Raw genomic sequence first — 22,352 nt, 5'->3', positions numbered from 1 at the left:
GGGAATGTGCGGCCGGCCATTGCACATTCCTCATTATCGTTTAAAGCTTTTTTACGCAATTAAAATGGATATATATTGAATTTAAGTATAAAAAAGGAGTTTGAGTCGTGTCTTTTTCAGAATTAAATATTCACGTTTTTCGTTTCATTCATGAGTTGGGAAAAATGTATTCGATACTGAATCCGGCCGTTTACTTTCTGGCTGAATATATGATGTATGTCCTCGCATTGGGTCTTGTCGTTTTTTGGCTGACCCGGACTTCCAGAAACAGATTGATGGTCATTTATGCGGTCATCTCATTTGCGATAGCCGAAATGCTCGGGAAAATGGCGGGCTCTCTTTATTCCAACTATCAGCCCTTTGCCGTGCTTAGAAATGTCAACAAGCTGATTGAACACGATATTGACAATTCGTTTCCGAGCGACCATACGATCCTGTTTTTTTCAATCGGTTTTATGTTTTTCCTGTTTCATAAAAAAACGGGATGGCTGTGGCTTGTGCTCGCATTCGCCGTAGGGATTTCCCGGATTTGGTCCGGCGTCCACTATCCATTTGATGTGGCCGCGGGAGCTCTCCTTGGCATCGTGTCAGCTCTGTTTGTATACTGGACAGCGCCAAAGCTGTCTATCATTCGGCAATTGCTCGTTCTTTATGAAAAGGGTGAACAGCGGATGTTTCCTTCCAAAAGTAAATCAGACGATAAATCCAACAACATTTAAAGACTGCCTTGATTTTTGGCCGTCTTTTTTGCACATGGCCTCCGTTCAGTTTGAGAATCAGTCTGACGCCTGGGTCTCAAGTTCCAAGAATTAAAAAAATCCCTATTAAGAAGATGCCATTATCATTTTATGGAATATAGTAGTCGGTAACAGATTCGTTATTTCTTAGAAAATAGAATTGTTAATAAGGAAAAATATGCTACAATATAGAATATAGGAGGTGATAATTTCCAATAGGTAATAATAAAATGGTCTGATTTTCTAGGACTCACTCTTTCCATCGCTTAAAATAATAGAATGCGCGACCGTAAACCGTTTTTGCTGCTGGAAATGTTTCACGGGTGCCATCTCAAGACATACATAAAAATGTTGAAAAAATACGGGGGCGTTAAAATGAAAAAAACAATTTTAGGCGTGTCTTTGTCGGCAGCGCTTCTGGTTCCATCCTCGTTTGCGGCGGCTTCAGAAGACGGACGGCTGACAGATGAACAGAAAGAACTGCTTGAGGCCAAAACAGAGTATGTCCAGTCACTTCCGAAACAGGCCGGTGTTCAAAGCGGTCTCTCGGCCTATTCGGGAAAAAGGCTCACGATTAAAAGAGGGAGCTTTCTCGCTTGGTCGAAAGATGAGATTGACTGGTACTACAACGGCAAAAAAATATCCAAAAGCAGCGGCTTCCAGGATGTGGGCTACATCTTTCCGAATGTCGTGAGGGCGAAAGGGATCAAAAGGTATTACAAATCCACGGGGCTTCACAAATGGCGGGCGAAAAAAACGCACAGTATCGGGAGTGTGACGCCGTGGGGAGATGTTGAATTTGCCAGCACAACCTATACCGACAGAAGATGGGTCAACAAAAAAGGCAAATATGGAAAGGATTAATTTGAAATAAACAAACGGCATACAACGCTGCTAAAAGACTATTTTGAAAATCTTGGCAGCGTTGTATAATGGAGAATGTTGCAACACCATCCTCGCCTAAGAAAGGATTTTTCCATTGATTAACATCAATCATTTGACAAAAATGTATGGAAATCAGACGGTCTTCAACCGTCTCAATATGAATATTGAAAAAAATAAAGTCAGCTTCCTGATGGGGGAAAACGGCGCCGGAAAAACGACGCTCTTGAAATGCCTGCTTAAGCTGGAACACTACGAAGGCGGCATTCGCTATGACGGCGAACCCCTTGAAGCCGTCAGAGACCGGGTGCATGTCATTTATGATGATTCCCCGTTTTATTTCAATCTCACAGGCTATCAAAACATCAAAATCTTATTAAACAAACCCGTTAAAAAAGAAGAGCTCGAACAGACGTCGCAAACATTTCTCGATCACTCGCTCTTGAAAAAGAAAGTCAAAACCTATTCCTACGGGCAAAGAAAAAAGCTCGCTTTAACGATCGCCGCCTTAAACAAACCGGCGTACTTGTTTTTGGATGAGATATCAAACGGATTTGACTATCGTTCAATGATAGAGCTTCAGGAGATGATCAATGACTGGTCAAGCGAAATGACGATTGTGGCTGCGGGTCACCAATTCGAATTTTACTCTTCGATCGTTGATCAATTGTTCGTGCTGAAAGACGGTTCGGCTGTTCATGTGGAAAATTTTAAAGCGAATGGGGCAGATTTGGGCGATGTCTATAAAGAATATTTATAAAATCCTGAAGAACGAGCTTGCCTATCAATACTATTCAAAAATGCTCTTGCTTTTGATCATTCCTCTGTTGCTGATTTCATTCGGGTACATATACTTTCAGTATCAGAATACAGAAGGCAGCTACCGGCTGTTTTTGAAAACCGAAGCTGAATACAAACAGCTCGGTATCGATATTCAAAAGGCGCTTGACTCGCCAGTCAAGGTGAAGGAAGGGGAGCTCAAAAGCAAGGACGGCGACGGGGAGATCGTTGAAAATATTTTAAGATATGACTATGAGAATTTCGTGCTGTCGCTTCACAATCTCCAGCCGAAACAAGCGGTCGTCACCACGATGGAGTGGATGGGGTTTATTTTGTTTCCGCTCGCCTTTACGCTTTACGCCATTTATATTTCTTCCTATGACATACGATTTAAGACGGTGAAAATCAAGGCGGTCAGACATGATTGGAAGTCGGTTTTGCTGGCCAAACAGTGCTCGGTCTATATGGTGTTGCTTGTCGGAATGTCCGCCGTTTTATGTGCGGCATATGTGTCGAGCCTTATTCTTTATTCCCAGGCAGCGCGGACGATTCCGGTCGACCAGTTCACAATACCGGAGGTGTCAAAAAGCAATATCCTGCTTCAATTTATTGTCATAGCGGCAGTCAGCTTTATTTTCACAACGATCGGGTTTTATTTGGGCATTCTGTTGAGGAGTTTTGCGGCGCCTGCTCTGCTTTATATCATCTACAGCCTGCTGGTTCCGGTACTGGGCAAATTTGATTTGAAAAACCTTTTGTCCAATCTCGGGCATGCGGTTTTCAATTTCAACGGCCATTTTAAGCTGTTTACACCGGTTAAGGTAGAGATCTTTCCGATCATCCTGATTCTGGCCGCCGCCATCGGCCTGCTGTCGGCCGCCGCTTATTACGCGGCGCACAGACAAAGCAAATATGTCGTGTGAATGCCCGGCTGTTTTTAGAGTGCGAACCTGCGCTCTTTTTTTATTGTCAAAACAGAAGGATTCGGCAGAAAGCCAAGCGGATATTGAGGATCTCCCATCCGGCGAATTCAGCATTCCGTGGTGAGCCTGCCAGGGGGCACCTTGACGAAGCCGTTTGATTTAAAACGGAAATCAAAACAGTTTTCTGATATAAGCATTTCTCGATCCTGATCCCTCGTAAATATTCTAAAAATTCTATATAATAGAAAAAGCGGTTTGGATCAGATATCTAGTCATACAGCGTATGAACAGAGGGACAGGTGAGAATATGGCAAACCAAGATTTGAATTTGCAAACGTTATATACGAGTCATACCCGGGACGCCTGGGCGCATCTGGGCGGACATATGTCGGTAGAGATGACCGAAGAGGAGGCGAAAGAGCTTGAAGGTTTAAATGATTATCTGTCTTTGGAGGAGGTTGAGACGATTTATGTTCCGCTGGCAAGGCTTCTTTACTTGCACCGGACTTCTCAATATGAACGGAACTCCCGTGTGAACGGTTTTCTGAATTACCCCCATGCAGCCAAAATTCCGTTTATCATCGGGATTGCCGGAAGCGTGGCGGTCGGGAAAAGCACGACGGCCAGAATCATTCAAACCGCGCTTTCCCGCTTGCGGGAGCGTCTGAAGGTCAGCCTGATTACAACGGACGGGTTTTTGTATCCAAATGCGGTTCTTTCAGAAAAACAGATGATGTCAAGAAAAGGATTTCCGGAAAGCTATGATGTAAAGGCGCTGCTTGAATTTTTAAACGATTTAAAATCAGGGAAGAAAAGCGTCAAAGCACCCGTCTACTCCCATTTAACATACGACAGAATGGAAGGCGTTTATGAAACGGTGGAGGAGGCGGATATTGTCATTATTGAAGGCGTCAATGTGCTGCAAACACCGACGATTGAAGATGATCGGACAAAGCCGCGGGTTTTCGTATCTGATTTCTTTGATTTTTCAATTTATGTGGATGCAGAGGAAGCTCTCATTATCAAATGGTATCTCGAGCGGTTCCGGATGCTCAGGGAGACGGCTTTTCAAGATCCGACTTCTTATTTTCATAAATTTAAAGATCTCACAGATCCCGAAGCGGATGCGATGGCGAAATCGATATGGGAGACGGTCAACCGCCCCAACCTGTATGAAAACATTTTGCCGACAAAATTCCGGTCGGATTTAATTTTGAAAAAAGGGGAAGGCCACAAGGTCGAAAAGATTTTGGTCAGACGGGTGTAAAGCGGGGAGGAAAAGCTGTGATTCATCATATCGAACTGTATGTTTCCAATTTAGACAGGTCAAAGCGTTTTTGGGGATGGTTTTTACAGGAGCTCGGCTATGAGGCTTACCAGCGCTGGGAGGGTGGCATCAGCTGGAAGAAGGAACGGGCTTACATCGTTTTGGTTCAGGCCGAAGAGAGATTTATAGAAGCGGGCTATCACAGACGCCGGGTCGGCTTAAATCATCTTGCCTTTCAGGCGGATTCAAAAGCCCAGGTCGATGATATGACAGAGCAGCTGATGGAACGCGGCTATCGGCTGCTCTATGAAGACAGACATCCGTTCGCCGGCGGGGACGGGCATTATGCGCTGTATGCGGAAGATCCCGACCGCATCAAAGTTGAACTCGTGGCGCCGGCCGATTTTCGTCAGACTGTATAATCAAAAGCGCCGGCCTTTGGAAGATGGCCAGGCGCTTTTTTTAATGCTGCAATGTTTTCTTTGCATGGATGTTCACTTTTGCAGCTTCCACCATTCTGACTCTGCGGAAAGCCGCAAAGAGGAAAGGTGAGCCGCAAAGGGTGGCGAGGGCCAGGATCGAAAAGGTGAAAAAAGGCTTTCCCGCTCCGAACGTATCCAGCAGTATTCCGCCTGCCCACGGGCCGATGACGCTTCCCAGCTGGGTGAAGCCCATCGCTCCGAAGTAGGTCCCCTTCAGTTCAGGGCGTGCAATTTGGTCAACCAATATATCCATCATCGAAAATAACAGCACTTCTCCTATTGTAAACAATATGACAATGAAGGTGATCGACAAGAGGTCATGGAAAAATGAAAGGCTGAACAGACTCATGCTGACCAAAACATTGCCTGTGATGAGCGACAAAATCGGCGAAAACCGTTTTGCGATTTGTACGATCGGGTACTGTACGATCAGCACGGTCGCAGCATTTAACGTCAGCATGATCCCGAATATCTTCGTTCCGTCTTCGATGAAAGGGCTTGCCGACATATACTGCGCCAGCGTTGATGAAAACTGGGAGTAGCCGAACAAACAAAGAATCGAGCCGATCAGTGTGATCGTAAACACCCGGTCCGTTCTTGTCACCTGCAAGGCATCCTTTACTTTGATGCGCTTGTTCGTCTCCATCGCCGGGACGTCGTGGTTTTTAAATTGAATCACCAGGCCCGCTCCGTAAAGCAAATAAATAAAAGCGGCGATAAAAAACGGCAGCGTCGTTTTCGAAGAGCCGAGGTAGAGGCCCAAAAGCGGCCCGAAGACAACGCCGAGGTTGATCGCCGCATATCTGAGGTTGAAGACAAAGAGGCGCGTCTCAGGTTTGGATACATCCGAAAGCAGCGCTCTTGAAGTCGGCTCAAACAGGGCGCGGCACAATCCGTTTAAGGCATTCATCAAAAAGAAGGTCCATACGTGATCAGCGAGGGCAAAGCCGGCAAATACGAGCACCCAGCCGAAAATCGACAGCAGCATGATCTTTTTCCGGCCGAACCGGTCTGACAAATACCCTCCATAAAAGCTCGCCGCAATCCCGATCAGGGAGCTTACCGCTATCACGGCTCCGGCAAAAGACGCTGAAGCGCCTTTTACCTGTGTCAAGTAAATCGCTAAAAAAGGAATGCTCATTGTCGTGCCCATCCGTCCGAAAATCGTTCCGACAATAATGGTCCAGCTGAGCGGGTGGATACTTTGCCATTTCTGTTTCATGATGAACTCTCCAGACATGTTTTATTGTACTATCATACATGAAACAGATGGTGCTGAATAGAGGTTTTTCTATAATGTGGGAAAGAAAAAAGCCTCCTTCTAGGAAGCCTAAAGCCTGTCACGTTTAGGAAAACATGCCCTGGTTTGTCACATAATCATAAATGACGTCTTCAATATGCGCATGCAGCCCCTCGTCAGGCTCCTCGATCCGCCTTTCCTTCAGCGCCAGCTTCAGGATTTGCTTTTCATGGGGGCTGAGCGGATCGGTTGCTACATTTCGCCCATACTGCCGCAGAGCCTGTCCCAGCATTTTTTCAATCAGTTTCTCATCCATTTGCCTTCTCCTTTTAGGCGTTTCTTCTTTTATCTTACTAAGAAAAAACACTGTTCTCAAGCGGCTTAGCCTGTTTTGAATTGTTTTCTTTTTTTCGTAGAGTATAATGAGGGCATAAAACCGCAAAATGAAAAAGAACCGGGAATACGGCAACATTCCGGCTTGTAGGAAAGCAGGCCCATAGATAGACCATCCCCGAACTTGTCAGGGCTCAAGCTTTATGTTTCGACAACACGGCAATCATATTTTTCACAGGGAGTGAGCCAGACCGCCTTCTTTCCAAAGAAGGTTTTTTTGCGGAAAGAGCGATTTCTTTCATAAGCCGATTAGCAGGAATTTGACTGGATAGGCTTTGTGCTTTAAAATCAAAGTAATAAAATGAATACTCCAAAGGGGAGTAGCTGTCACAGTAAAGTCGTCATTACGGGATGTCTTAAATCCTCGGCTTTGCTGGCAATCTAATTGTTAGCGAGACCTTTGCCAAATCTGATTTGGTGAAGGTCTTTTTGTTTATCAACTTCACCAAATCGGTGGAGTTTTTTCATTTTTATCAAAAGGGAAAGGAGACTGACTGTGTCCAAGCTTAGGAAATGGCTGAAGCGTGAACTGGTGAAGAAAGGTCTGCCTTTAGCGAAAGAAAAATGAATTTCGATTGTGAAAGAAAAAATCAAGAAGAAACGGTGAGGAGGTAAACAATGAAAAGAATTCTTACAGTTCTTGCCGGAATCGGCCTTTTAGGTGCGGGCGGATGCGGAATGCTTGACGGATTGAACTATACAAATGAAGCGGCCGGCTATATTCAAAAAGTGAAAACATTTGCGGAGGAGGCACCTTCCTTAGCTGAACAGGCTGTAAACGACACGCATGCAAGAGAAAAGCTGGAAACGCAGCTTGAGTCTGTTCGGCAGGCTGCAGCCGATTTTAATGAATTAACCCCTCCCGATGCCGCAGCCGAGATTCATAAGACGATTGAGAAGCATAATGAAACACTGCAAAAAAGCGCTGAGGATGTTTTGAAAAGTGTTGAGGAAGGAAAATTAACAGTTGAGAAGCTGGAGCAGTCAGAGCTGGTGCAAAGCGCTCAGCAGATCAGCGATGTGATGGGCCAGATTGAAAAATTGACCGAATAGAAAAAGTATCCCGGTTTGGGATGCTTTTTTTATTACTCAAAAACCCGGTTTCAGTTAACGGAAAATGAAAGACTCAAAGGGAATATTTTCATTGGGTAAATTTACACCTGGAAATCGAACGTATATTCGCAGTATAGTATTCATACACTAATTGTGCGAACATCAGTTCTTTTGGAAGGTGAAGATGATGGATTACAGTCAATATCCGGCGCGCTCGATTTTGTGTGTTGATATGCGGAGTTTTTATGCAAGCTGTGCCGCCGTCTTGCTCGGACTTGATCCGATGACTTGCCTGCTGGCGGTTGTCGGGAATACGGAGCGGCAGGGGAGCGTCGTCTTGGCGGCTTCTCCGGCTCTGAAAAGAGAGTTCGGTGTTCAAACAGGGACAAGGGTGTATCAGATTCCGGACGATCCGCGCATTCAGCTCGTCAATCCAAAGATGGCGGTATTTGTCCGCGTTTCCACAGAGCTCACCCGGCTGTTTGGCCGCTATGTTCCGCATGACGCCATTCACACGTACAGCATTGATGAAAGCTTTATTCAGGTGGACGGCGTCGAGAGCATGTGGGGAGACGCGCGGACGATCGCCATGAAAATACAGGACGACATGGCAAGGGAATTTGGTCTGCCGTGTACCGTCGGAATTGGGCCCAATATGCTGATGGCTAAGCTGTGCCTTGATCTTGAAGCGAAAAGGGCGCCGGACGGTGTGGCCGTTTGGGGTTATGAAGATGTGAAAACGAAGCTTTGGCCGCTGTCTCCGCTGCGGCGAATGTGGGGAATCGGCTCCAGGCTGGAAAGAAGGCTGAACAGGATGGGGATTTTTACGGTTGGCCAGCTGGCGCAATATGATCTCAAGCGCCTTGAGAAAACATTCGGTGTGATGGGAAACCAGCTGTACTATCATGCATGGGGCATTGACCTTTCAGCGCTCGGAGCGCCGATCATGGCCGGACAGGTCAGCTATGGGAAGAGCCAGATTCTGCTTCGCGATTATCCGGACCCGGCTGAAGTCCAACATGTCATCCTTGAAATGTGCGAAGAGGTGGCCAAAAGGGCGCGCGCCCACCGGCAGGCGGGACGGACCGTCAGCCTCGGAATCGAATACAGCCGCGATGAGCTTGGCGGCGGGTTTTACCGTTCGAAAACGATGGAGCGTCCTTCAAATATTACACTGGACCTTTATCACACATGCCTTGCCTTGTTTGACCGCTTTTATGAAGGAAAAACGGTTCGGAAAATTTCCGTTTCCCTTTCCAATATCGAGGATGACATCTATATGCAGCTCGACCTTTTCCATCCCGATCAGGAAAAAAAGCGGATGCTCGGCTATGTGATGGACGGCATCAGGGAACGGTACGGTTCAACAGCGCTTTTGCGCGCCGCTTCTTATACAAACGCCGGGACCGCCCGTCTGCGGTCAAAGCTTGTCGGCGGACATCAGGCATAGAAAGGAGAACGTGTGATGCTAAAAGACAGAGGCAGCATCAAATGGGTCTCGATGATGCTGCCGGAACACGTGGAATTGCTTAGGGAGTATCATGAGAGCCTTCATAAACATGAAAAACCGGTTTTAGATGAACAAAAATATGAAGAATTGAATGAACGGATTTGTGAAGCGATGGAAGAAAACAGGCCTTTGCAATTTACTTATTACCAACAAGGGGAAATGAAAAAGCTGGCCGGCCGCGTTCACTATGTTGACGCCCTGAAGCGGGAGCTCCGCATCATGAGCTGTACAGATCAACACCACAGATTAAAGCTCGATGATATTATTGAGATTGAATACGATGATCATGTATAATAGATTCATCATTCGGAGGTGGTAAAATGGTAAATGACATTCATTTGCCAACTGCAGCGTCTCATGCAAAGCCTGTTATCTTGAAAGGCGATACTTTGCATGAGGTGGAGCTCTAAACGAATCGCCTGATTGTAAGGTATCATTTCTGATCATACGGCTTTGCACCTTATTTTTAAAATATATAAATAAGGAGCTGGCACAAGTGAAGAATGTAAATACAGCGAATATGGAACCTTTTATCAGAAATGATCAATATCATTTTATTCAATTTCAAACGGACAGCCTTGTCCAGGGGCATGCGAACGTCAAGGATGGAAACGTGCTTGACGCTTTGAAATCCAATGCTTTCCATCAAGTCTTAGATCTGTTTCCTGATCTCAGCAATGACCAAAAGGCTTTGCTGAGCAAAATGGTTGAAGTCGAAGACAACAGCGGAGCCGCGCGCTTTTTAGCCGAGTTAGAGGACCTTGTGATCCCGTTTCAGCAGGTAACGGCAGCAAAGGTCAAAAAGCTGTTTTCTAAGGTGAAAAAGTTAAAAACTCCCGAATTTGAGCAGATGGATTTCAGGAGATATTCCTATTTAGGATGGAATGATGCAGGCTCGGGCAGAAAATATATGATTGTGGATATCGGCGGAAAGCTGACGGGAATATACGGAACGATCAGACCCAGCAATAAAAAAGGAATCTGTTCGATATGCAACAGGGCCGAAGAGATCGGACTGTTCATGTCCAGGGTGAAAAGCGGCAAAGAAACCTATACGGACAGGGGCAATTACATTTGCTATGACAGTGAAACATGCAACCAAAATATCATGACACTAGATCATTTGAACGATTTCGTCATGCAATTAACGAAATATTGACCTGAAAAACCCGGCTCGGGCTCCCGAGCCGGGTTCTTTATGATTCGGCTTCAGCCTTCATCTCATGCAGCTCCCGTTTTCCGAAAATCCGTCTGGTCAGTCCAGGCACAGCCATGCATAAAAATAAGGAACGGCCGAAGCTGAATAAAAGAAAGGCGAGCCACAGCCCATGGTTTCCGAAAACGGGCACAGCGGTGAAAAAGGCGGCTAAAAAGACAAGAGCGGCCAAAGCAATCGAATTTCTAACCGGGCCGATTTCAGTGGCTCCGATGAAGATCCCGTAAAAAATCAGTCCAAAACTTGCGGCCAAAGGAAAGAGAACAATCCAAACATCATATGTTTTCGCCGCTTCCAGGACGCTTTCAAGCGGTGTAAATAAAGGAATGATTGCATCTTTCAAGAGAAAATAGCCGGCCGAAAGCAGCACTGCAGAGATAAGCGCCCACTGGGTCGAAAGGGAAAGCGTGCGGGCATAGAGCTCCCGATCCATTCTCCCGACAGCTTTGCCTGTAAAAATGCTTGATGCATTGGCGAACCCGTCAAAAACGTAAGCCATCATGTAATGAATTTGGATCAAGATCGCATTTGCGGCCAAAATTTCAGCTCCGAAATCAGCCCCTTTAGCCGTAAATAAATTGAAAACCGTCAGCAGGCACAATGTTCTGATTAATAAATCACGGTTGACGATCATCATTTTTTTAAACGGTTTTGGGTCGAACAACAGCTTGACAGGCGGAAGTTTAAACGAGATGGCGGCATTTCTTTTCACAAGCCAGCAGCCGATCAGGCAGCCCGTCAATTCTGAAATCAGGGTGGCTGCCGCGATGCCGTTCACTTCCATATGAAAGACATAAACAAAGACGATATCAAGGGCGATATTTAAGATATTCATCGACACTTGCAGAAGCAATGTCACTTTGATGAGGGACATTCCCATCAGCCAGCCGAGAATGCAATAGCTCATTAAAGCAAAAGGAGCTCCCCAAATCCTGAGCGAAAAATATTGCGAGGCAAATTCCGCCGTGTGCTGATCCGGCTGGATCATGATCAGCGCCGTATATTCAAGGGGTTTTTGCAAAAGGATGAACATCAGTCCGGCAAAAAACGCAATGCAAACGGGCCGGGCGAGAGCCAGCACGCTCTCCGACCTGTTTTGGGCGCCGAGCGACTGAGCGGCGAATCCCGATGTGCTCACCCTTAAAAAACCAAGGAGCCAATACATCGTATTAAAGATCATCGTTCCAACCGCAACGCCGCCGATGTAAGCAGGGGAAGAAAGCTGTCCGGCCACCGCCGTATCAACCGCTCCGAGCAGCGGAGTGGTGATCGTTGAAATGATCAGCGGAACGGCCACCGCAAGATAATGCCTGTGATTCATTTTTTTGTAACCCCCCTTAAGATTGAAACACCTGAAGCAGCTTTTTTGTATAAGGGTGCCTTCCTGTGGAAAACAGCTCTTCTTTTGCAAATTGATCGGCAATCTGCCCGTCTTTCATCACCATGATGCGATGGCTCATGAAGTGGACAGCCGCAAGATCATGGGAAATAAACAAATAGGAAAGCCCCATCTCGTCCTGCAAATCTTTGAGAAGGTTCAGGATTTTCGCCTGACTCGTGACATCAAGGCTTGCCGTAGGCTCATCAAAGATGATGAAAGAAGGCTGGGTGCTGATGGCTCTGGCGATCATAACCCGCTGCAGCTGTCCACCGCTTAATTCATGGGGATAGCGGTCAAGAAGGGGCGGCTTTAGACCGACCATGGAAAACAGCCGTTCAGCGGCCAGCCGGCGGCTGCCTCTGCAATCCTCTAAAAATGGCGGTATGTCTTGTTTGGAAACATCCAACGGCTCCATTAATGAATCGATGATGTTCAGCTTTGGATTTAATGATGCGGCTGGATGTTGGAAAACAGCCTGAAGCTTCCGGCGCTGTCTGCGTACTTCTTTTTTGTTTATGCTCCTCAAGCGATGTTGATGAAGCCAAATCTCTCCCTGATCGATTTGTTCCAGCAGCAGGAGGCAGCGGGCGAGGGTGCTTTTCCCGCTGCCGCTTTCACCGGCAAGCCCGAGACATTCACCCTTTCGAATGGAAAATGATACGCTGTCAACCGCTTTGTGGCCGCAAGCATAATGTTTTGTCAGATTGCTGACACGAAGGATGGTCTCCTCTGGATGGGTCATGAAGCACCTCCTGTTCCCGAAAGCGCCGTTTTCTTTTCTGCAGGCTGTGCCATCAGCCTGAGCGGAGGGTTTTCAAGCGGCGGAACGGCCGCGAATAGACGCTTCGTGTATTCGTGTTTTGGATGGTTGATGAAGTCGGCGGTTAAGCCGGTTTCAACAATTTCCCCGTTTTGCATGACGGCCGCCTTGTCGGCATATTTTTTGACAAGCCTCAAGTCATGGGTGATAAAAAGGATCGCACAGTTTGTTTTATCGCGCAGTACGGCCAACTGCTTTAAAACGTCCGCCGCCGTGATGCTGTCCAAAGCCGTCGTCGGTTCGTCGGCGATTAAAAGCTTCGGCCGGAGCACCATCGCTTGAGCGATCGCAGCCCTTTGCAGCTGTCCGCCGCTCAATTGAAACGGGTAGCTTTCATATACTCTGTTTTCCGGAAGAGAGACATCTTGAAAAGAGCGGAGAATCGCTTCTTTTCGCTTTTTCTTCGGCCAATTCGTATGTGTTTTGACCATTTCATCAATTTGTCTTCCGACTCTTATAAAAGGGGTGAATGCCCCGTGAGAATCCTGAAAAATGCAGGCGATCTCTTTTCCGCGCATGCGCTGGAGCGCTTTGCGGCCGGCCTGAAGCATATGATGCCCCATGAATCGCACATCTCCGCCGGACGCCGTTAATCCGTCCGGAAGCAGCCCGGTGATGGCTGACGCGGTCAGGCTTTTTCCGCTGCCGCTTTCCCCGAGCAGCGCGAGCCATTCCCCTTCGCCAATCGAAAAAGAAACGTTTTTGACAATGGTTTGCTGCCGAGAGCTGATCGATAAGCTCTCAATGGATAAAATCGGCATATTAAGAAACTCCTTTGTTGTTTTTGACATCAAACCGGTCTCTTAAGCGATCGCCGTACAGGTTTGACAAGAGGACGATGAGCATGATCGCAAAGCCGGGGATCATCATGAGCTGTGGCGCATGCAAAAAGTAGTTTTTTCCGTCGTTCAGCATGGCGCCCCATTCCGGGTATGGAGGCTGGGCACCCAGTCCGATATAGGACAGGGCGGCAATCATTAACACCGTTTTTCCAATGTCAAGGGTGGCAAGCACAGAAACATTCCCGAGAACGTGGGGCAGCAGGTGTTTTTTTAAAATCGCTCCGGACCGTAAGCCCGTGAGCTCGGCCAAAGCGATATAGTCTTTTTGTTTTTCCGCAAAAACCGTGCTGCGGACCAGCCTCGCATAGCCGACCCATTTGACAGCGACGACGGCCAATATTAAGTTCATCAGGCCCGGGCCAAGCAAACCGCTTAAGACAATCGCGACAATATACTCGGGAAATGCCATAACAGCGTCAACGATTCTCATAATAATCCGGTCCAGCCGTCCGCCGAAAAAGCCGGAGGCGAGTCCGGCGGGAACACCTATGAAAACGGAGATCAGAATCGCGGCCAAGGCGGTGCCGACCGTCGCTTTCGCACCGGCGACCATCCGGGAAAATAAGTCCCTTCCCAAATGATCGGTCCCGAGCCAATGCTGAATACTGATCGGCTGGAGCCGGTTTGCCATATCGGTGCGGAGCGGATCGAACGGCAAAAAGAAGGGGGCTGTAAACAGTGCGGCAAAAAACAGCAGCAGTATAAGTTCTGGCAGTCTTGTTTTTGAGCGGAATACGTGTTTGACGTTTTTTCTCATCGGCGTCCAGCCTCCTTTAAGCGAATTTCCGGATTGAGGTACCGATAGGAGAGGTCAACCAAAAGATTGATCAGAACGACTGTGATTCCCATGAAAAGAATATAGCCCTGGATGATCGGGTAATCGCGCTGAATGATGGCATCAACGACAAGCTTGCCGACGCCGGGAAAGGCGAAAAGGACTTCAATAATCACCGTTCCGCCGAGCAGGCTGCCAAGGCTCGTCCCGAATATCGTAATCACAGGGATCAGGCAGTGGCGAAACGCATGAAAGAAGAAAATTCTCGCTTCACTGATGCCGCGTGCCCTTGCCGACCTGATGAAATCCTGTCCAAGGCTTTCAATTAAGCTTGACCGCACAAGCCGGACATAAACGCCCGACATTGCGATTCCAAGCGTGAGAGAGGGGAGAATCAGATGTTTGAACGTTCCGGCCCCCATCGACGGCAGCCAATTCAGCCTCACTGAAAAAAGATCAATCAAAATCAATCCGAGCCAAAAGCTGGGGAGTGCGGCTCCGACTAAAGCGAGCAAGCGGCCGAGATGATCGACCCATCGATCCCGGTATAAAGCGGAAAGCGTTCCGACCGGCACGGAAATCAGCAGCATGATGAGAAGAGATGTACCGGTCAAAAGCAATGTCGCCGGGAACTTTTGGCCGAGCTCGTCGATGACGGGCTGGCGGGTCGTATAGGAATGTCCTAAATCAAATTGGAAAAAACGCTTAAACCAGTTCCAATATTGAATATAGACCGGTTTGTTCAATCCGAGTTCTTCTCTGAATTCCTCTATCTGCTCATTTGTCACTGCCACGTCATCCACGCGAAGCATCTGTTTCACCGGATCGCCGGGAGCTGCTTTCATAAAGACAAAGCTGATAAATGAAAGCATGAATAAGAACAGGATCAGTTCAAACAGCCGCTTGGCAATCTGCTTCATTTCGTTTTCACATCCAAATCCTTCGTCAGCATATAATATTCACTTTGGCTGGTTTTCCAGTTTAATACATCCTTTTGATAGGCTGTGATGTTTTGCGGAGTGACGAGGAAAGAGTTCAGCGTCTCCTTCTCGATCAATTCAGCCGCTTTTTTGGCGAGGCGGTTCCGCTTTTGTTCCTCAATGGTACGGTTGAATTCCTCAATCCATTTGATCAAGGTTTGATTTTCGATCCCGCTGTAGTTTAAAGCGCCATTCGGTATATAGGCGGTGTTCAGCAAATAGCCGGCGTCGCCTCTAGGCGCGGTCATCGAGCTGTATGTCGCCAAATCCCAATCCTTGTTTTTCGCCAAATACTCGTCGATATTTTCCACCTGCTGAATCTTAATCGAAATACCCAGTTCCTTCGCATTTGACTCAAGTATTTGCGCGATTAAAGGCAATTCCGGACGAGACTGATAGGTTAGCAGTGTAAAAGATAAGGCTTTTCCATCCTTCACGGCTTTGCCGTTTTCAAGCTGGTAGCCCGCTTTTTTCAGTTCCGCTTTTGCAGCTTTCAGTCCGCTTGGCTTCTGAACCTTGCCAGAGGCAAACGGGAAGTCGGCCAAAAAAGGGCCGTCCGCAGGCTGGGCATGTCCGTTTAAAATGCTTTCTGCGATTTCTTTGCGGTCCAATAATGCATCAAAGGCTCGGCGCAGGTGACGATCGGCGAGCTCCTCCTTCTTTGTATTGTAGAGAATCTGGTGAACACGCAGGCTCGGCACCGAATCAACAATAATTGATGAATCCTTTTGAATATGTTCAATATTCTCAATACTCGGCCTGTAAATAATGTCGGCATCTTTTGACTGAAGAGCCATGACGCGGGCGTTTGCGTCTTCATTAAACGCGAATGTGACGTGCTTCAGCTTTGGTTTTCCGTCCCAATAATCGTCATATCGTTCAAGTTCAATCTTATGGCCGGCCTCAAAGGAGGAAACTTGGAAAGGCCCTGTTCCGACCGGTTTTTGAGCGATATCGCCCGCACTGACGTCGATGATCGATGTATTCGGATGAACCAATTCTGAAGGGAATTCGGGAAAAGGCTCTTGCGTTGTAATGGTCAATGTTTGTCCATCCGCTTTCATGTCTTTGATCTTTAAAGCGTTCTTCATGGCTTCGCTGTCGCGTATCGTTCGTTCCAAAGACGCTTTTACCGCATTTGCATCCGCTTTTTTGCCGTTTTGAAACGTCAGATTGCCTTTAAGAGTGAAAATCCACGTCTGCCCGTCTTTGCTTTTCCAATCCTTTGCCAGCCACGGCTCGATGGTTAACTCGGAACTGATTTTGACAAGCGTTTCGCTGACACCTGCACGGACGGCGGTATAATTGACATCCAAATTCGGATCAAGGGTTTGACTAGGAATATTGAAAAGAAAGGTGAGTTTCTTCGCATCACCTTCCTGGTTTTCAGCGGTTGAATCAGCGCCTCCGAGAGAGCAGGAAGCGAGCAGGAAAAGGGAAACAATCGGCATGATGAAGCGCTTTGCTATGTAATTCATATGTTACACCTCCAAAAAGTAATAGTTACGATTTATCTTCATTATCATAGGGGATATTTTCTCCTTTGTAAACAGGAATTTTTGCCCCGGCAATTTGGATTTTAGCGGGGCTTCTGCATGATCACAATTTTATCGTCGGACAGGCCGGCTTTTCCCTAAAAAAAGGTCTGTAAAAAAGAAAGCCCGAATAATGTGAAACGAAAGAGTTAATGGCACGATTTTCAGAGAAAAAAAATATGCTGTTAATAAGATGTTGAAACAGCAAGTGAAAGGAGCCATAGTGATGCGGATTACAGTTAAAATACGCCATACTGCCGAAAATGAAGGCACGGACATCGGAGAATTCACTCCCGCTGAAATTGAAGATATCGTCCAGACAATCAGAAAATACGGAGCTTGGCTTTCACCTGATGCTGAAACGGATGATTATAAATTTTCCTTCCAGGATGCTAAATACAACCTTGAACAAAGAGTCTTTGAAATCATTGTAGAATAAAACATACCGGTGGGCTTCCGCGGACACTGAATGAACGATCACAGGGTGCGTTTATTTAGAGTCCTTTTTATTTCACGTCAGGTGGACAAAAAGAGAGGGGCTTTGCGCGGATGAAAAGTTTAAACCGTACATGGTGCTTTCTAAAAGTGAAACCTTGAAGAGGCTTGTCTCTCCAAGGTTTTTCACATTAATTGGTATTTTGGCCTCCGCCTGTCAGACCCTCTTTGATGAGGGCGTTCACTTTGCTGCTGAACAGCAGACCGACATGGCTTACGCCCGAGATCTGGATATTTTTGGCCCCTTCCAATTTAGAAAGGCTGTTTAAGACGATGAGATCGCTCGTGCTGTAAATGGATGTGTACAAAATCTTTTGATCAGGATCGGTTCCCGGCAGCGCTTTGTTTGTGACCAACCGGTTCGCTCCTCCGATCGTGACGACATTTTCTATTTTATCTCCGCCGTCCAGGTTTTTAATGTAATAGAGGGTGTTGGCCCCGCCCATACTGTGGGCGACGATGTCGACTTTCTCCGCTCCCGTCTTATTTAAGACCTGTTTGACGTATTCAGATAGTTTCGGCCCGTTGTTGAGGTTGTTTCCGGTTTTATCGAAAAAGTTGACGGCATAAAGCTGATTGCTTGACCACCCGTTAGATTGCAAATACGATTTGATGCCGATGAAATTATAATCGGCTCCGCCGATGCCGTGAACCATGACAACGGGATTGTGGGAAGCGGCGGAAGCTGTTGGAGTCCTTAGCGAAAATACGGAAACAACAGACAGCATGCAAATCAATAGAATGGATAAAAATGAATGACGACGCATTGTCTCTCCTCCTCAATAATAGTAAATTCACAACGACAATTCTATAAAACGAACATATGACAAAGAAGTGTACATCTATCTATTTTTCCACCCGAAAAAAGAGCAGTATATGAAACACTACTTTCCCGCCGCTTCCTGCTGACCTCTTTAGGACAAGGAGAGAGGAGCTTTCCCAGAGGGGAGCGGAAATGTTTGTTCTGTTGAATAAGAACTAAGAGCTTTATCCTATTAATCTGCTGACGTATTAAAATGGCGGAGCGGAAGAAAAAAACGTTATAATAGAACATAATATCTATTGATAAAGGGGTGATCCGCAAGGGTGCAAGGTGACCCGATTGTGCTCGCAATCCTTTCCACCCGCGGCAAAAGGGATGCCGATTATCATGACAAGCTGATTGCGGAGGCAACAAGGAACGAGTACCGGTAGAAGTCCGAGTGAAACATTCAGGTGACAAGGGGGAGTTGAACAGTGCTGATTCGCCATGCCGAAGCTGCAGATTATGAAAAGGTTGCACCGGTCATTAACGATTGGTGGGGCGGAAGGAACATGCAGGATAAACTGCCGAGATTATTTTTCGACCATTTTCAACATACGAGTTTTATAGCTGAGAAAGGCGGAGATTTGATCGGCTTTCTGATCGGCTTTTTATCACAGACTAATCCGGAAGAATCGTATATTCATTTTGTCGGTGTTCATCCGGATTACAGAAAAATCCAAGTCGGCAAAAAACTTTATGAAGCCTTTTACCGGAAAGCGAAGGAGGCGGAGTGCAAGACAGTCCGTTGCATCACTTCGCCTGTCAACAAAGTGTCCATCGCTTATCACCGGAAAATGGGATTTTCAATCGAAAAAGGAGATAAAATATCGGACGGCATCCATGTGTTTTCAAATTATGACGGACCGAATCAAGATCGTGTTCTGTTTGTAAAAGAGCTGTGAACAAAAGGAGGATGAACATGATTTCAAAAACACCTGAGCCGCCGTATTACGCGGTGATTTTCACATCCGTCAGAACAGATGGGGATAACGGCTACGAAAAGACGGCCGCACACATGGTAAAGCTCGCCGAAGCCCAGCCCGGTTTCTTGGGAGCGGAAAGTGTGAAGGACAAAAACGGCAACGGGATAACGGTTTCCTATTGGGAAAGCCTTGAAGCCATTGACGGCTGGAAGTATCACACAGAACACTTGCACGCGAAGGAAAGGGGACGAAAAGAATGGTATGCTGACTTTGCGGTGCGCGTAGCGAAGGTGGAAAGCGCACGTTTTTCGGAAGCTGAGGGTGTCGATAGAGAGGAATCGCGATGATTCAATTGCTCAATCAAAAAGATCCTGATACCGCCCGCTTCATTTTAAATGTTCAAATCCCGGCCTATCAAAAAGAAGCGGAGATCATTCAATTTGACGGGATTCCGCAGCTGTATGAAACGGTCTCTGACATCAGCAACACAGATGAAACATTTATCGGCTCGTTTGAAGGCGGAGTCTTGACAGGAATAGCTTCATACACATTAGCGGCTGGAAAGCTTGTCATTTGCAGGCTGGCCGTTCATCCAGCTCATGTTCGAAAAGGGATCGCCTTGGCGCTGCTTCACTATGTCCTGATGGAAGATGAAGCAGAGGTGTTCGAGGTGACCACAGGAGCGCGCAATGAACCGGCAAAAGCGCTGTATCAAAAGCTGGGGTTTACTGAGATGGAGCAGTTTGAGCCTGAAAAAGGGGTTGTTCTTTCAAAGTTTTTTCTGCATGCGCCGAGAAAGGTTGAAGTCGTGCCTTACCACAAAGAGTGGAAGCATGAATTTATCAAAGAAAAGCGACAGCTTGAAGCGCTTTACCGTGATGAAATTGTTCACACCCATCATATCGGCAGCACGTCGATTCCGGGCATGAGCGCCAAACCGGTCATTGATATTTTGCTCGAAGTGAAGGATATCGGATCTTGCGCCCGCTTTGAAAAAGGGATGGAATTGCTCGGCTATGAAGCGAAAGGTGAAAACGGTATTCCAGGAAGAAGATATTTTCAAAAAGGCGGGCGAAACCGGACACACCACGTGCACATTTATGAAAGCGGGCATCCTGATATCAGGCGGCATCTATTGTTTAGGGATTATTTAATCGCCCATCCGGAGCGGGCGGAAGAGTACGCAGAATTGAAAAAAAGGCTGGCGAAGAGGTTTCCGCGGCAAATCAATTGCTATGTCAACGGCAAAGCCGGCTGGATCAAAGAGACGGAGCGTCTGGCTAAAGGGTGGGGCAAAGCCGAAAGGGACTAGTGACGCCCCTTCCGGCTTCAGGCTCTGACACAAGAGTCGAACGTGCCTTTATGGCTTCCGTCACAATATGGCATTTTCAGCGATTTTCCACATCTGCACAGGGAAAAAGCCGCTTTTTTAGGAAATGGATTTCCTTCCATGTCGATCAGTTCAACTTCTCCCGTCACTCTGAATCCGCCGTGATCCATCACTTTAATCTGCGCTTTTTTTGACATCTCTCCACCTCCGATCCTCTTCCATATGTATGTCTGAAGCCCGGAAACCATGCGCTTTGGCCTGATCATGTGGTACAATGTCGGTAAAATAAAACAAAAGGATATGATATGATGCAGCTTGAAATCACCGAACAGGCCAAACAAGCCATTCAACAAGCGAAAGCGGCCTACCCGGATAAAAAAATCCAGCTCCGCTATGATTCAGAAGGCTGCGGATGCGCGGTCAGCGGCGTTCCCGTCCTTTGGCTGACAGACGAGTTGTCGGGAACATGTGAGCCGTTAAAAACAAACGGGATTCCCGTTTATATCCAATCATCGCAAAAAGTCTTTTTTGATGAAGCGATGACGATCGACTATTATGAGAAAGCGGGGGCGCTGATGCTGAAAAGTCCGGCCCAGGTGCTTTCTCCGAGAATGAGTATTTTAGTGAAATAGGGTGGCGTTTTTTTTGAATCAAAAGGTGAAATCGTTAAAACAAACCGCTCAAAACAAAACATGGGTATCGTTTTTACATCAAAATCATCCATACAGCCTTCTCCATTGGTCAATCGGCGGAACAGAATCCGTCCAAAAGGATGTTTGGCTCCTTCAGGATGAAATGACCTTTGAAACAAAGGAATTCGATACGATTGAGTCGGCCATTGCCTGGATCGGCGAGAATATGAAAGACATTACAGATATCCTGTAATGCAAAAAAGCGAATGGGTCTTTATGCCCGTTCGCTTTCTTTGTTCATGCCTGTGACGTTCTGGAGAAATTCCCGAACCGCTTTTTTGTAGCTGTTCCGGTTTTGCGTGTAGCTCATCGCGTGCGCTCCTTTTTCGGCGATGTACAGCTGTTTCTCCCCGGTTTTTTTCTCGTAGAGCGTCTCGCTTGATTCCGCCGGGATGTAGTCGTCATCTTTGCTGTGGATGAACAGCACCGGCTTATGAATTTGATCGATGACCGAAAGAGGCGCAACATCGCGGATCCGGTAGCCGTCCCGCCATTTCAAAAAAAGGTTGGCAAGCGGGAGAATCGGCGTGCCGGGCAGGCGGAAATCCTCCTTCAGACGGTAGATCAGCTGCTCTTCAAAAGTAGCGAACGGGCAGTCGGCGATATAAAAATCGGCAGCGTCATCGGCCATGCCGGCATATAGTAGCGTCGTCACGGCGCCCATTGATTCGCCATGGATGCCGATGAGCGCATCATTCCCGTTCCGTTTTCTCAGCCAGTCGACCACCGTTTTCAAGTCATGTTTTTCATAGTAGCCGTAGCTTGTCGTTTTTCCGCCGCTCATCCCGTGTCTGCGATGGTCATAGATGACGGCATTCCAGCCGAGCTCCAAAAACAAATTCATATATTTAATAGAATTCAGCAAATTCATGGTGACCCCGTGGCAGATGATGACGGTGTTTTTCGTCTTGTTGGGGTGGACATAGTATCCTTTAATATCATAGCCGTAAATAGAGCGCAGGGTGATGCTTTCCTTGGGCAGGGCCTCAAACTCTTCCTCCGCATAATGGCCGTCCGCCGTTTCCCGTTCGAGAATGAATTGATTTGTCCGTGTTTTAATATACATGATTTGGTTCGTAAAATAGATGCCCAGTGTGAAGAGAAGCAGGAGCGCCGCCCCAAGCACGGCAAACAAAATGTACATCAGCTGTTTCTTCCTTTCTGTAAAATAAAGCTTCTGCAGTCTATCTTAGCATATCAAAACGTGAAAATATGTAAAAAAACCTCACGACCTTCCGCTTGTGGAAAATGGGCTGCTCCTGATAAACTATCATCACAAACGAAGGAGGAG

General features: G+C 46.9%; 27 protein-coding genes. 16 read left to right on the top strand and 11 right to left on the bottom strand.

All coding sequences use genetic code 11. The annotated features are described in order from the left end of the window. Window positions 1-107: 107 nt before the first annotated feature. The 6 genes from ACINLD_RS07650 (at window position 108) to ACINLD_RS07625 (ending at window position 5,011) form a co-directional block, all read left to right on the top strand. Window positions 108-719, top strand: coding sequence for an undecaprenyl-diphosphatase (locus ACINLD_RS07650; protein ID WP_026587742.1), 612 nt, complete (start codon window positions 108-110; stop codon window positions 717-719). 393 nt (window positions 720-1,112) lie between these two features. Beyond that, entirely contained in the window at window positions 1,113-1,601 is a 489-nt protein-coding gene (locus ACINLD_RS07645; protein WP_026587741.1) for a hypothetical protein, read from the top strand. A 115-nt stretch (window positions 1,602-1,716) separates the two neighbouring features. Further along, the gene (locus ACINLD_RS07640) at window positions 1,717-2,379 is read left to right on the top strand and encodes an ATP-binding cassette domain-containing protein (RefSeq protein WP_026587740.1); all 663 of its coding nucleotides are present in this window, start codon (window positions 1,717-1,719) and stop codon (window positions 2,377-2,379) included. Next, on the top strand, window positions 2,357-3,322 hold the full coding sequence (locus ACINLD_RS07635) for an ABC transporter permease (RefSeq protein WP_077736542.1): 966 nt from the start codon (window positions 2,357-2,359) through the stop codon (window positions 3,320-3,322). Before ACINLD_RS07640 ends, ACINLD_RS07635 begins: the two co-directional genes overlap by 23 nt. A gap of 307 nt (window positions 3,323-3,629) precedes the next feature. Next, window positions 3,630-4,589 (top strand): type I pantothenate kinase, encoded by a 960-nt coding sequence (coaA, locus tag ACINLD_RS07630; protein ID WP_026587738.1) that lies wholly within the window; start codon window positions 3,630-3,632, stop codon window positions 4,587-4,589. 20 nt (window positions 4,590-4,609) lie between these two features. After that, entirely contained in the window at window positions 4,610-5,011 is a 402-nt protein-coding gene (locus tag ACINLD_RS07625; protein WP_026587737.1) for a VOC family protein, read from the top strand. 40 nt (window positions 5,012-5,051) lie between these two features. Here ACINLD_RS07625 and ACINLD_RS07620 read toward each other — a convergent pair whose 3' ends face one another. Together ACINLD_RS07620 and ACINLD_RS07615 are read right to left on the bottom strand one after the other, a co-directional pair. After that, entirely contained in the window at window positions 5,052-6,293 is a 1,242-nt protein-coding gene (locus tag ACINLD_RS07620; protein WP_026587736.1) for an MDR family MFS transporter, read from the bottom strand. A gap of 124 nt (window positions 6,294-6,417) precedes the next feature. Next, window positions 6,418-6,627 (bottom strand): YqzH family protein, encoded by a 210-nt coding sequence (locus ACINLD_RS07615; RefSeq protein ID WP_026587735.1) that lies wholly within the window; start codon window positions 6,625-6,627, stop codon window positions 6,418-6,420. Window positions 6,628-7,322: 695 nt separating this feature from the next. Between ACINLD_RS07615 and ACINLD_RS07610 the strand changes: the two genes are divergently transcribed. The 4 genes from ACINLD_RS07610 (at window position 7,323) to ACINLD_RS07595 (ending at window position 10,426) form a co-directional block, all read left to right on the top strand. Further along, window positions 7,323-7,757: a DUF6376 family protein gene (locus tag ACINLD_RS07610; protein WP_077736544.1), complete on the top strand. Its 435-nt coding sequence runs from the start codon at window positions 7,323-7,325 to the stop codon at window positions 7,755-7,757. A gap of 187 nt (window positions 7,758-7,944) precedes the next feature. After that, window positions 7,945-9,207, top strand: a complete 1,263-nt coding sequence (locus ACINLD_RS07605) for a DNA polymerase thumb domain-containing protein (RefSeq protein ID WP_026587734.1) — start codon at window positions 7,945-7,947, stop codon at window positions 9,205-9,207. A 15-nt stretch (window positions 9,208-9,222) separates the two neighbouring features. After that, window positions 9,223-9,561, top strand: coding sequence for a YolD-like family protein (locus ACINLD_RS07600; RefSeq protein ID WP_026587733.1), 339 nt, complete (start codon window positions 9,223-9,225; stop codon window positions 9,559-9,561). Between the two features lie 226 nt (window positions 9,562-9,787). Beyond that, a complete protein-coding gene (locus ACINLD_RS07595) occupies window positions 9,788-10,426 on the top strand; it encodes a FusB/FusC family EF-G-binding protein (protein WP_026587732.1) in 639 nt (212 codons plus the stop codon). A 37-nt stretch (window positions 10,427-10,463) separates the two neighbouring features. Here ACINLD_RS07595 and ACINLD_RS07590 read toward each other — a convergent pair whose 3' ends face one another. Genes ACINLD_RS07590 through nikA form a run of 6 tightly spaced genes read right to left on the bottom strand, consistent with a single transcriptional unit; the run spans window position 10,464 to window position 16,759 of the window. After that, complete coding sequence (locus tag ACINLD_RS07590; protein ID WP_077736545.1) at window positions 10,464-11,804, bottom strand: MATE family efflux transporter; 1,341 nt, start codon at window positions 11,802-11,804, stop codon at window positions 10,464-10,466. 16 nt (window positions 11,805-11,820) lie between these two features. Then, window positions 11,821-12,606: an ABC transporter ATP-binding protein gene (locus ACINLD_RS07585; protein WP_026587730.1), complete on the bottom strand. Its 786-nt coding sequence runs from the start codon at window positions 12,604-12,606 to the stop codon at window positions 11,821-11,823. Further along, complete coding sequence (locus tag ACINLD_RS07580; RefSeq protein ID WP_026587729.1) at window positions 12,603-13,445, bottom strand: ABC transporter ATP-binding protein; 843 nt, start codon at window positions 13,443-13,445, stop codon at window positions 12,603-12,605. The genes ACINLD_RS07585 and ACINLD_RS07580 overlap by 4 nt, the downstream gene beginning before the upstream one ends. Window position 13,446: 1 nt before the next feature. Then, window positions 13,447-14,283: a nickel transporter permease gene (nikC, locus tag ACINLD_RS07575; protein WP_077736546.1), complete on the bottom strand. Its 837-nt coding sequence runs from the start codon at window positions 14,281-14,283 to the stop codon at window positions 13,447-13,449. Continuing rightward, window positions 14,280-15,221 carry a nickel ABC transporter permease gene (gene nikB, locus ACINLD_RS07570; protein WP_026587727.1) on the bottom strand — a complete coding sequence of 314 codons (942 nt, stop codon included), beginning with the start codon at window positions 15,219-15,221 and terminating at the stop codon, window positions 14,280-14,282. Before nikB ends, nikC begins: the two co-directional genes overlap by 4 nt. Then, window positions 15,218-16,759, bottom strand: coding sequence for a nickel ABC transporter substrate-binding protein (nikA, locus tag ACINLD_RS07565; RefSeq protein WP_026587726.1), 1,542 nt, complete (start codon window positions 16,757-16,759; stop codon window positions 15,218-15,220). Before nikA ends, nikB begins: the two co-directional genes overlap by 4 nt. Before the next feature lie 283 nt (window positions 16,760-17,042). Here nikA and ACINLD_RS07560 point away from each other — a divergent pair, with 283 nt between their 5' ends. Then, complete coding sequence (locus tag ACINLD_RS07560; RefSeq protein WP_026587725.1) at window positions 17,043-17,255, top strand: hypothetical protein; 213 nt, start codon at window positions 17,043-17,045, stop codon at window positions 17,253-17,255. A 187-nt stretch (window positions 17,256-17,442) separates the two neighbouring features. Here the strand turns inward: ACINLD_RS07560 and ACINLD_RS07555 are convergent, their stop codons facing one another. Further along, window positions 17,443-18,078 carry an esterase/lipase family protein gene (locus tag ACINLD_RS07555; protein ID WP_026587724.1) on the bottom strand — a complete coding sequence of 212 codons (636 nt, stop codon included), beginning with the start codon at window positions 18,076-18,078 and terminating at the stop codon, window positions 17,443-17,445. 469 nt (window positions 18,079-18,547) lie between these two features. Here ACINLD_RS07555 and ACINLD_RS07550 point away from each other — a divergent pair, with 469 nt between their 5' ends. Genes ACINLD_RS07550 through ACINLD_RS07540 form a run of 3 tightly spaced genes read left to right on the top strand, consistent with a single transcriptional unit; the run spans window position 18,548 to window position 20,351 of the window. Further along, window positions 18,548-19,018 carry a GNAT family N-acetyltransferase gene (locus ACINLD_RS07550; protein WP_026587723.1) on the top strand — a complete coding sequence of 157 codons (471 nt, stop codon included), beginning with the start codon at window positions 18,548-18,550 and terminating at the stop codon, window positions 19,016-19,018. An 11-nt stretch (window positions 19,019-19,029) separates the two neighbouring features. Further along, window positions 19,030-19,386: an antibiotic biosynthesis monooxygenase family protein gene (locus ACINLD_RS07545; protein WP_026587722.1), complete on the top strand. Its 357-nt coding sequence runs from the start codon at window positions 19,030-19,032 to the stop codon at window positions 19,384-19,386. Continuing rightward, on the top strand, window positions 19,383-20,351 hold the full coding sequence (locus tag ACINLD_RS07540) for a GNAT family N-acetyltransferase (RefSeq protein ID WP_077736547.1): 969 nt from the start codon (window positions 19,383-19,385) through the stop codon (window positions 20,349-20,351). Before ACINLD_RS07545 ends, ACINLD_RS07540 begins: the two co-directional genes overlap by 4 nt. 17 nt (window positions 20,352-20,368) lie before the next feature. Here ACINLD_RS07540 and ACINLD_RS07535 read toward each other — a convergent pair whose 3' ends face one another. Then, window positions 20,369-20,566, bottom strand: coding sequence for a CDGSH iron-sulfur domain-containing protein (locus ACINLD_RS07535; RefSeq protein WP_026587720.1), 198 nt, complete (start codon window positions 20,564-20,566; stop codon window positions 20,369-20,371). 111 nt (window positions 20,567-20,677) lie between these two features. Here ACINLD_RS07535 and ACINLD_RS07530 point away from each other — a divergent pair, with 111 nt between their 5' ends. Both ACINLD_RS07530 and ACINLD_RS07525 read left to right on the top strand, forming a co-directional pair. Next, a complete protein-coding gene (locus tag ACINLD_RS07530; protein WP_026587719.1) occupies window positions 20,678-21,001 on the top strand; it encodes an iron-sulfur cluster biosynthesis family protein in 324 nt (107 codons plus the stop codon). A 13-nt stretch (window positions 21,002-21,014) separates the two neighbouring features. Beyond that, the gene (locus tag ACINLD_RS07525; RefSeq protein WP_026587718.1) at window positions 21,015-21,254 is read left to right on the top strand and encodes a YqkC family protein; all 240 of its coding nucleotides are present in this window, start codon (window positions 21,015-21,017) and stop codon (window positions 21,252-21,254) included. 21 nt (window positions 21,255-21,275) lie between these two features. On the opposite strand, the gene ACINLD_RS07520 is transcribed toward ACINLD_RS07525, so the two are convergent. After that, window positions 21,276-22,205, bottom strand: coding sequence for an alpha/beta hydrolase (locus ACINLD_RS07520; RefSeq protein ID WP_026587717.1), 930 nt, complete (start codon window positions 22,203-22,205; stop codon window positions 21,276-21,278). Between the last annotated feature and the right edge of the window lie 147 nt (window positions 22,206-22,352).

Source organism: Bacillus sp. z60-11, assembly GCF_046464135.1.
GTDB lineage: Bacteria > Bacillota > Bacilli > Bacillales > Bacillaceae > Bacillus > Bacillus sonorensis_A.
The sequence above is the reverse complement of the archived record's forward strand: the minus strand, read 5'-3'. Positions and strand labels throughout refer to the sequence as shown.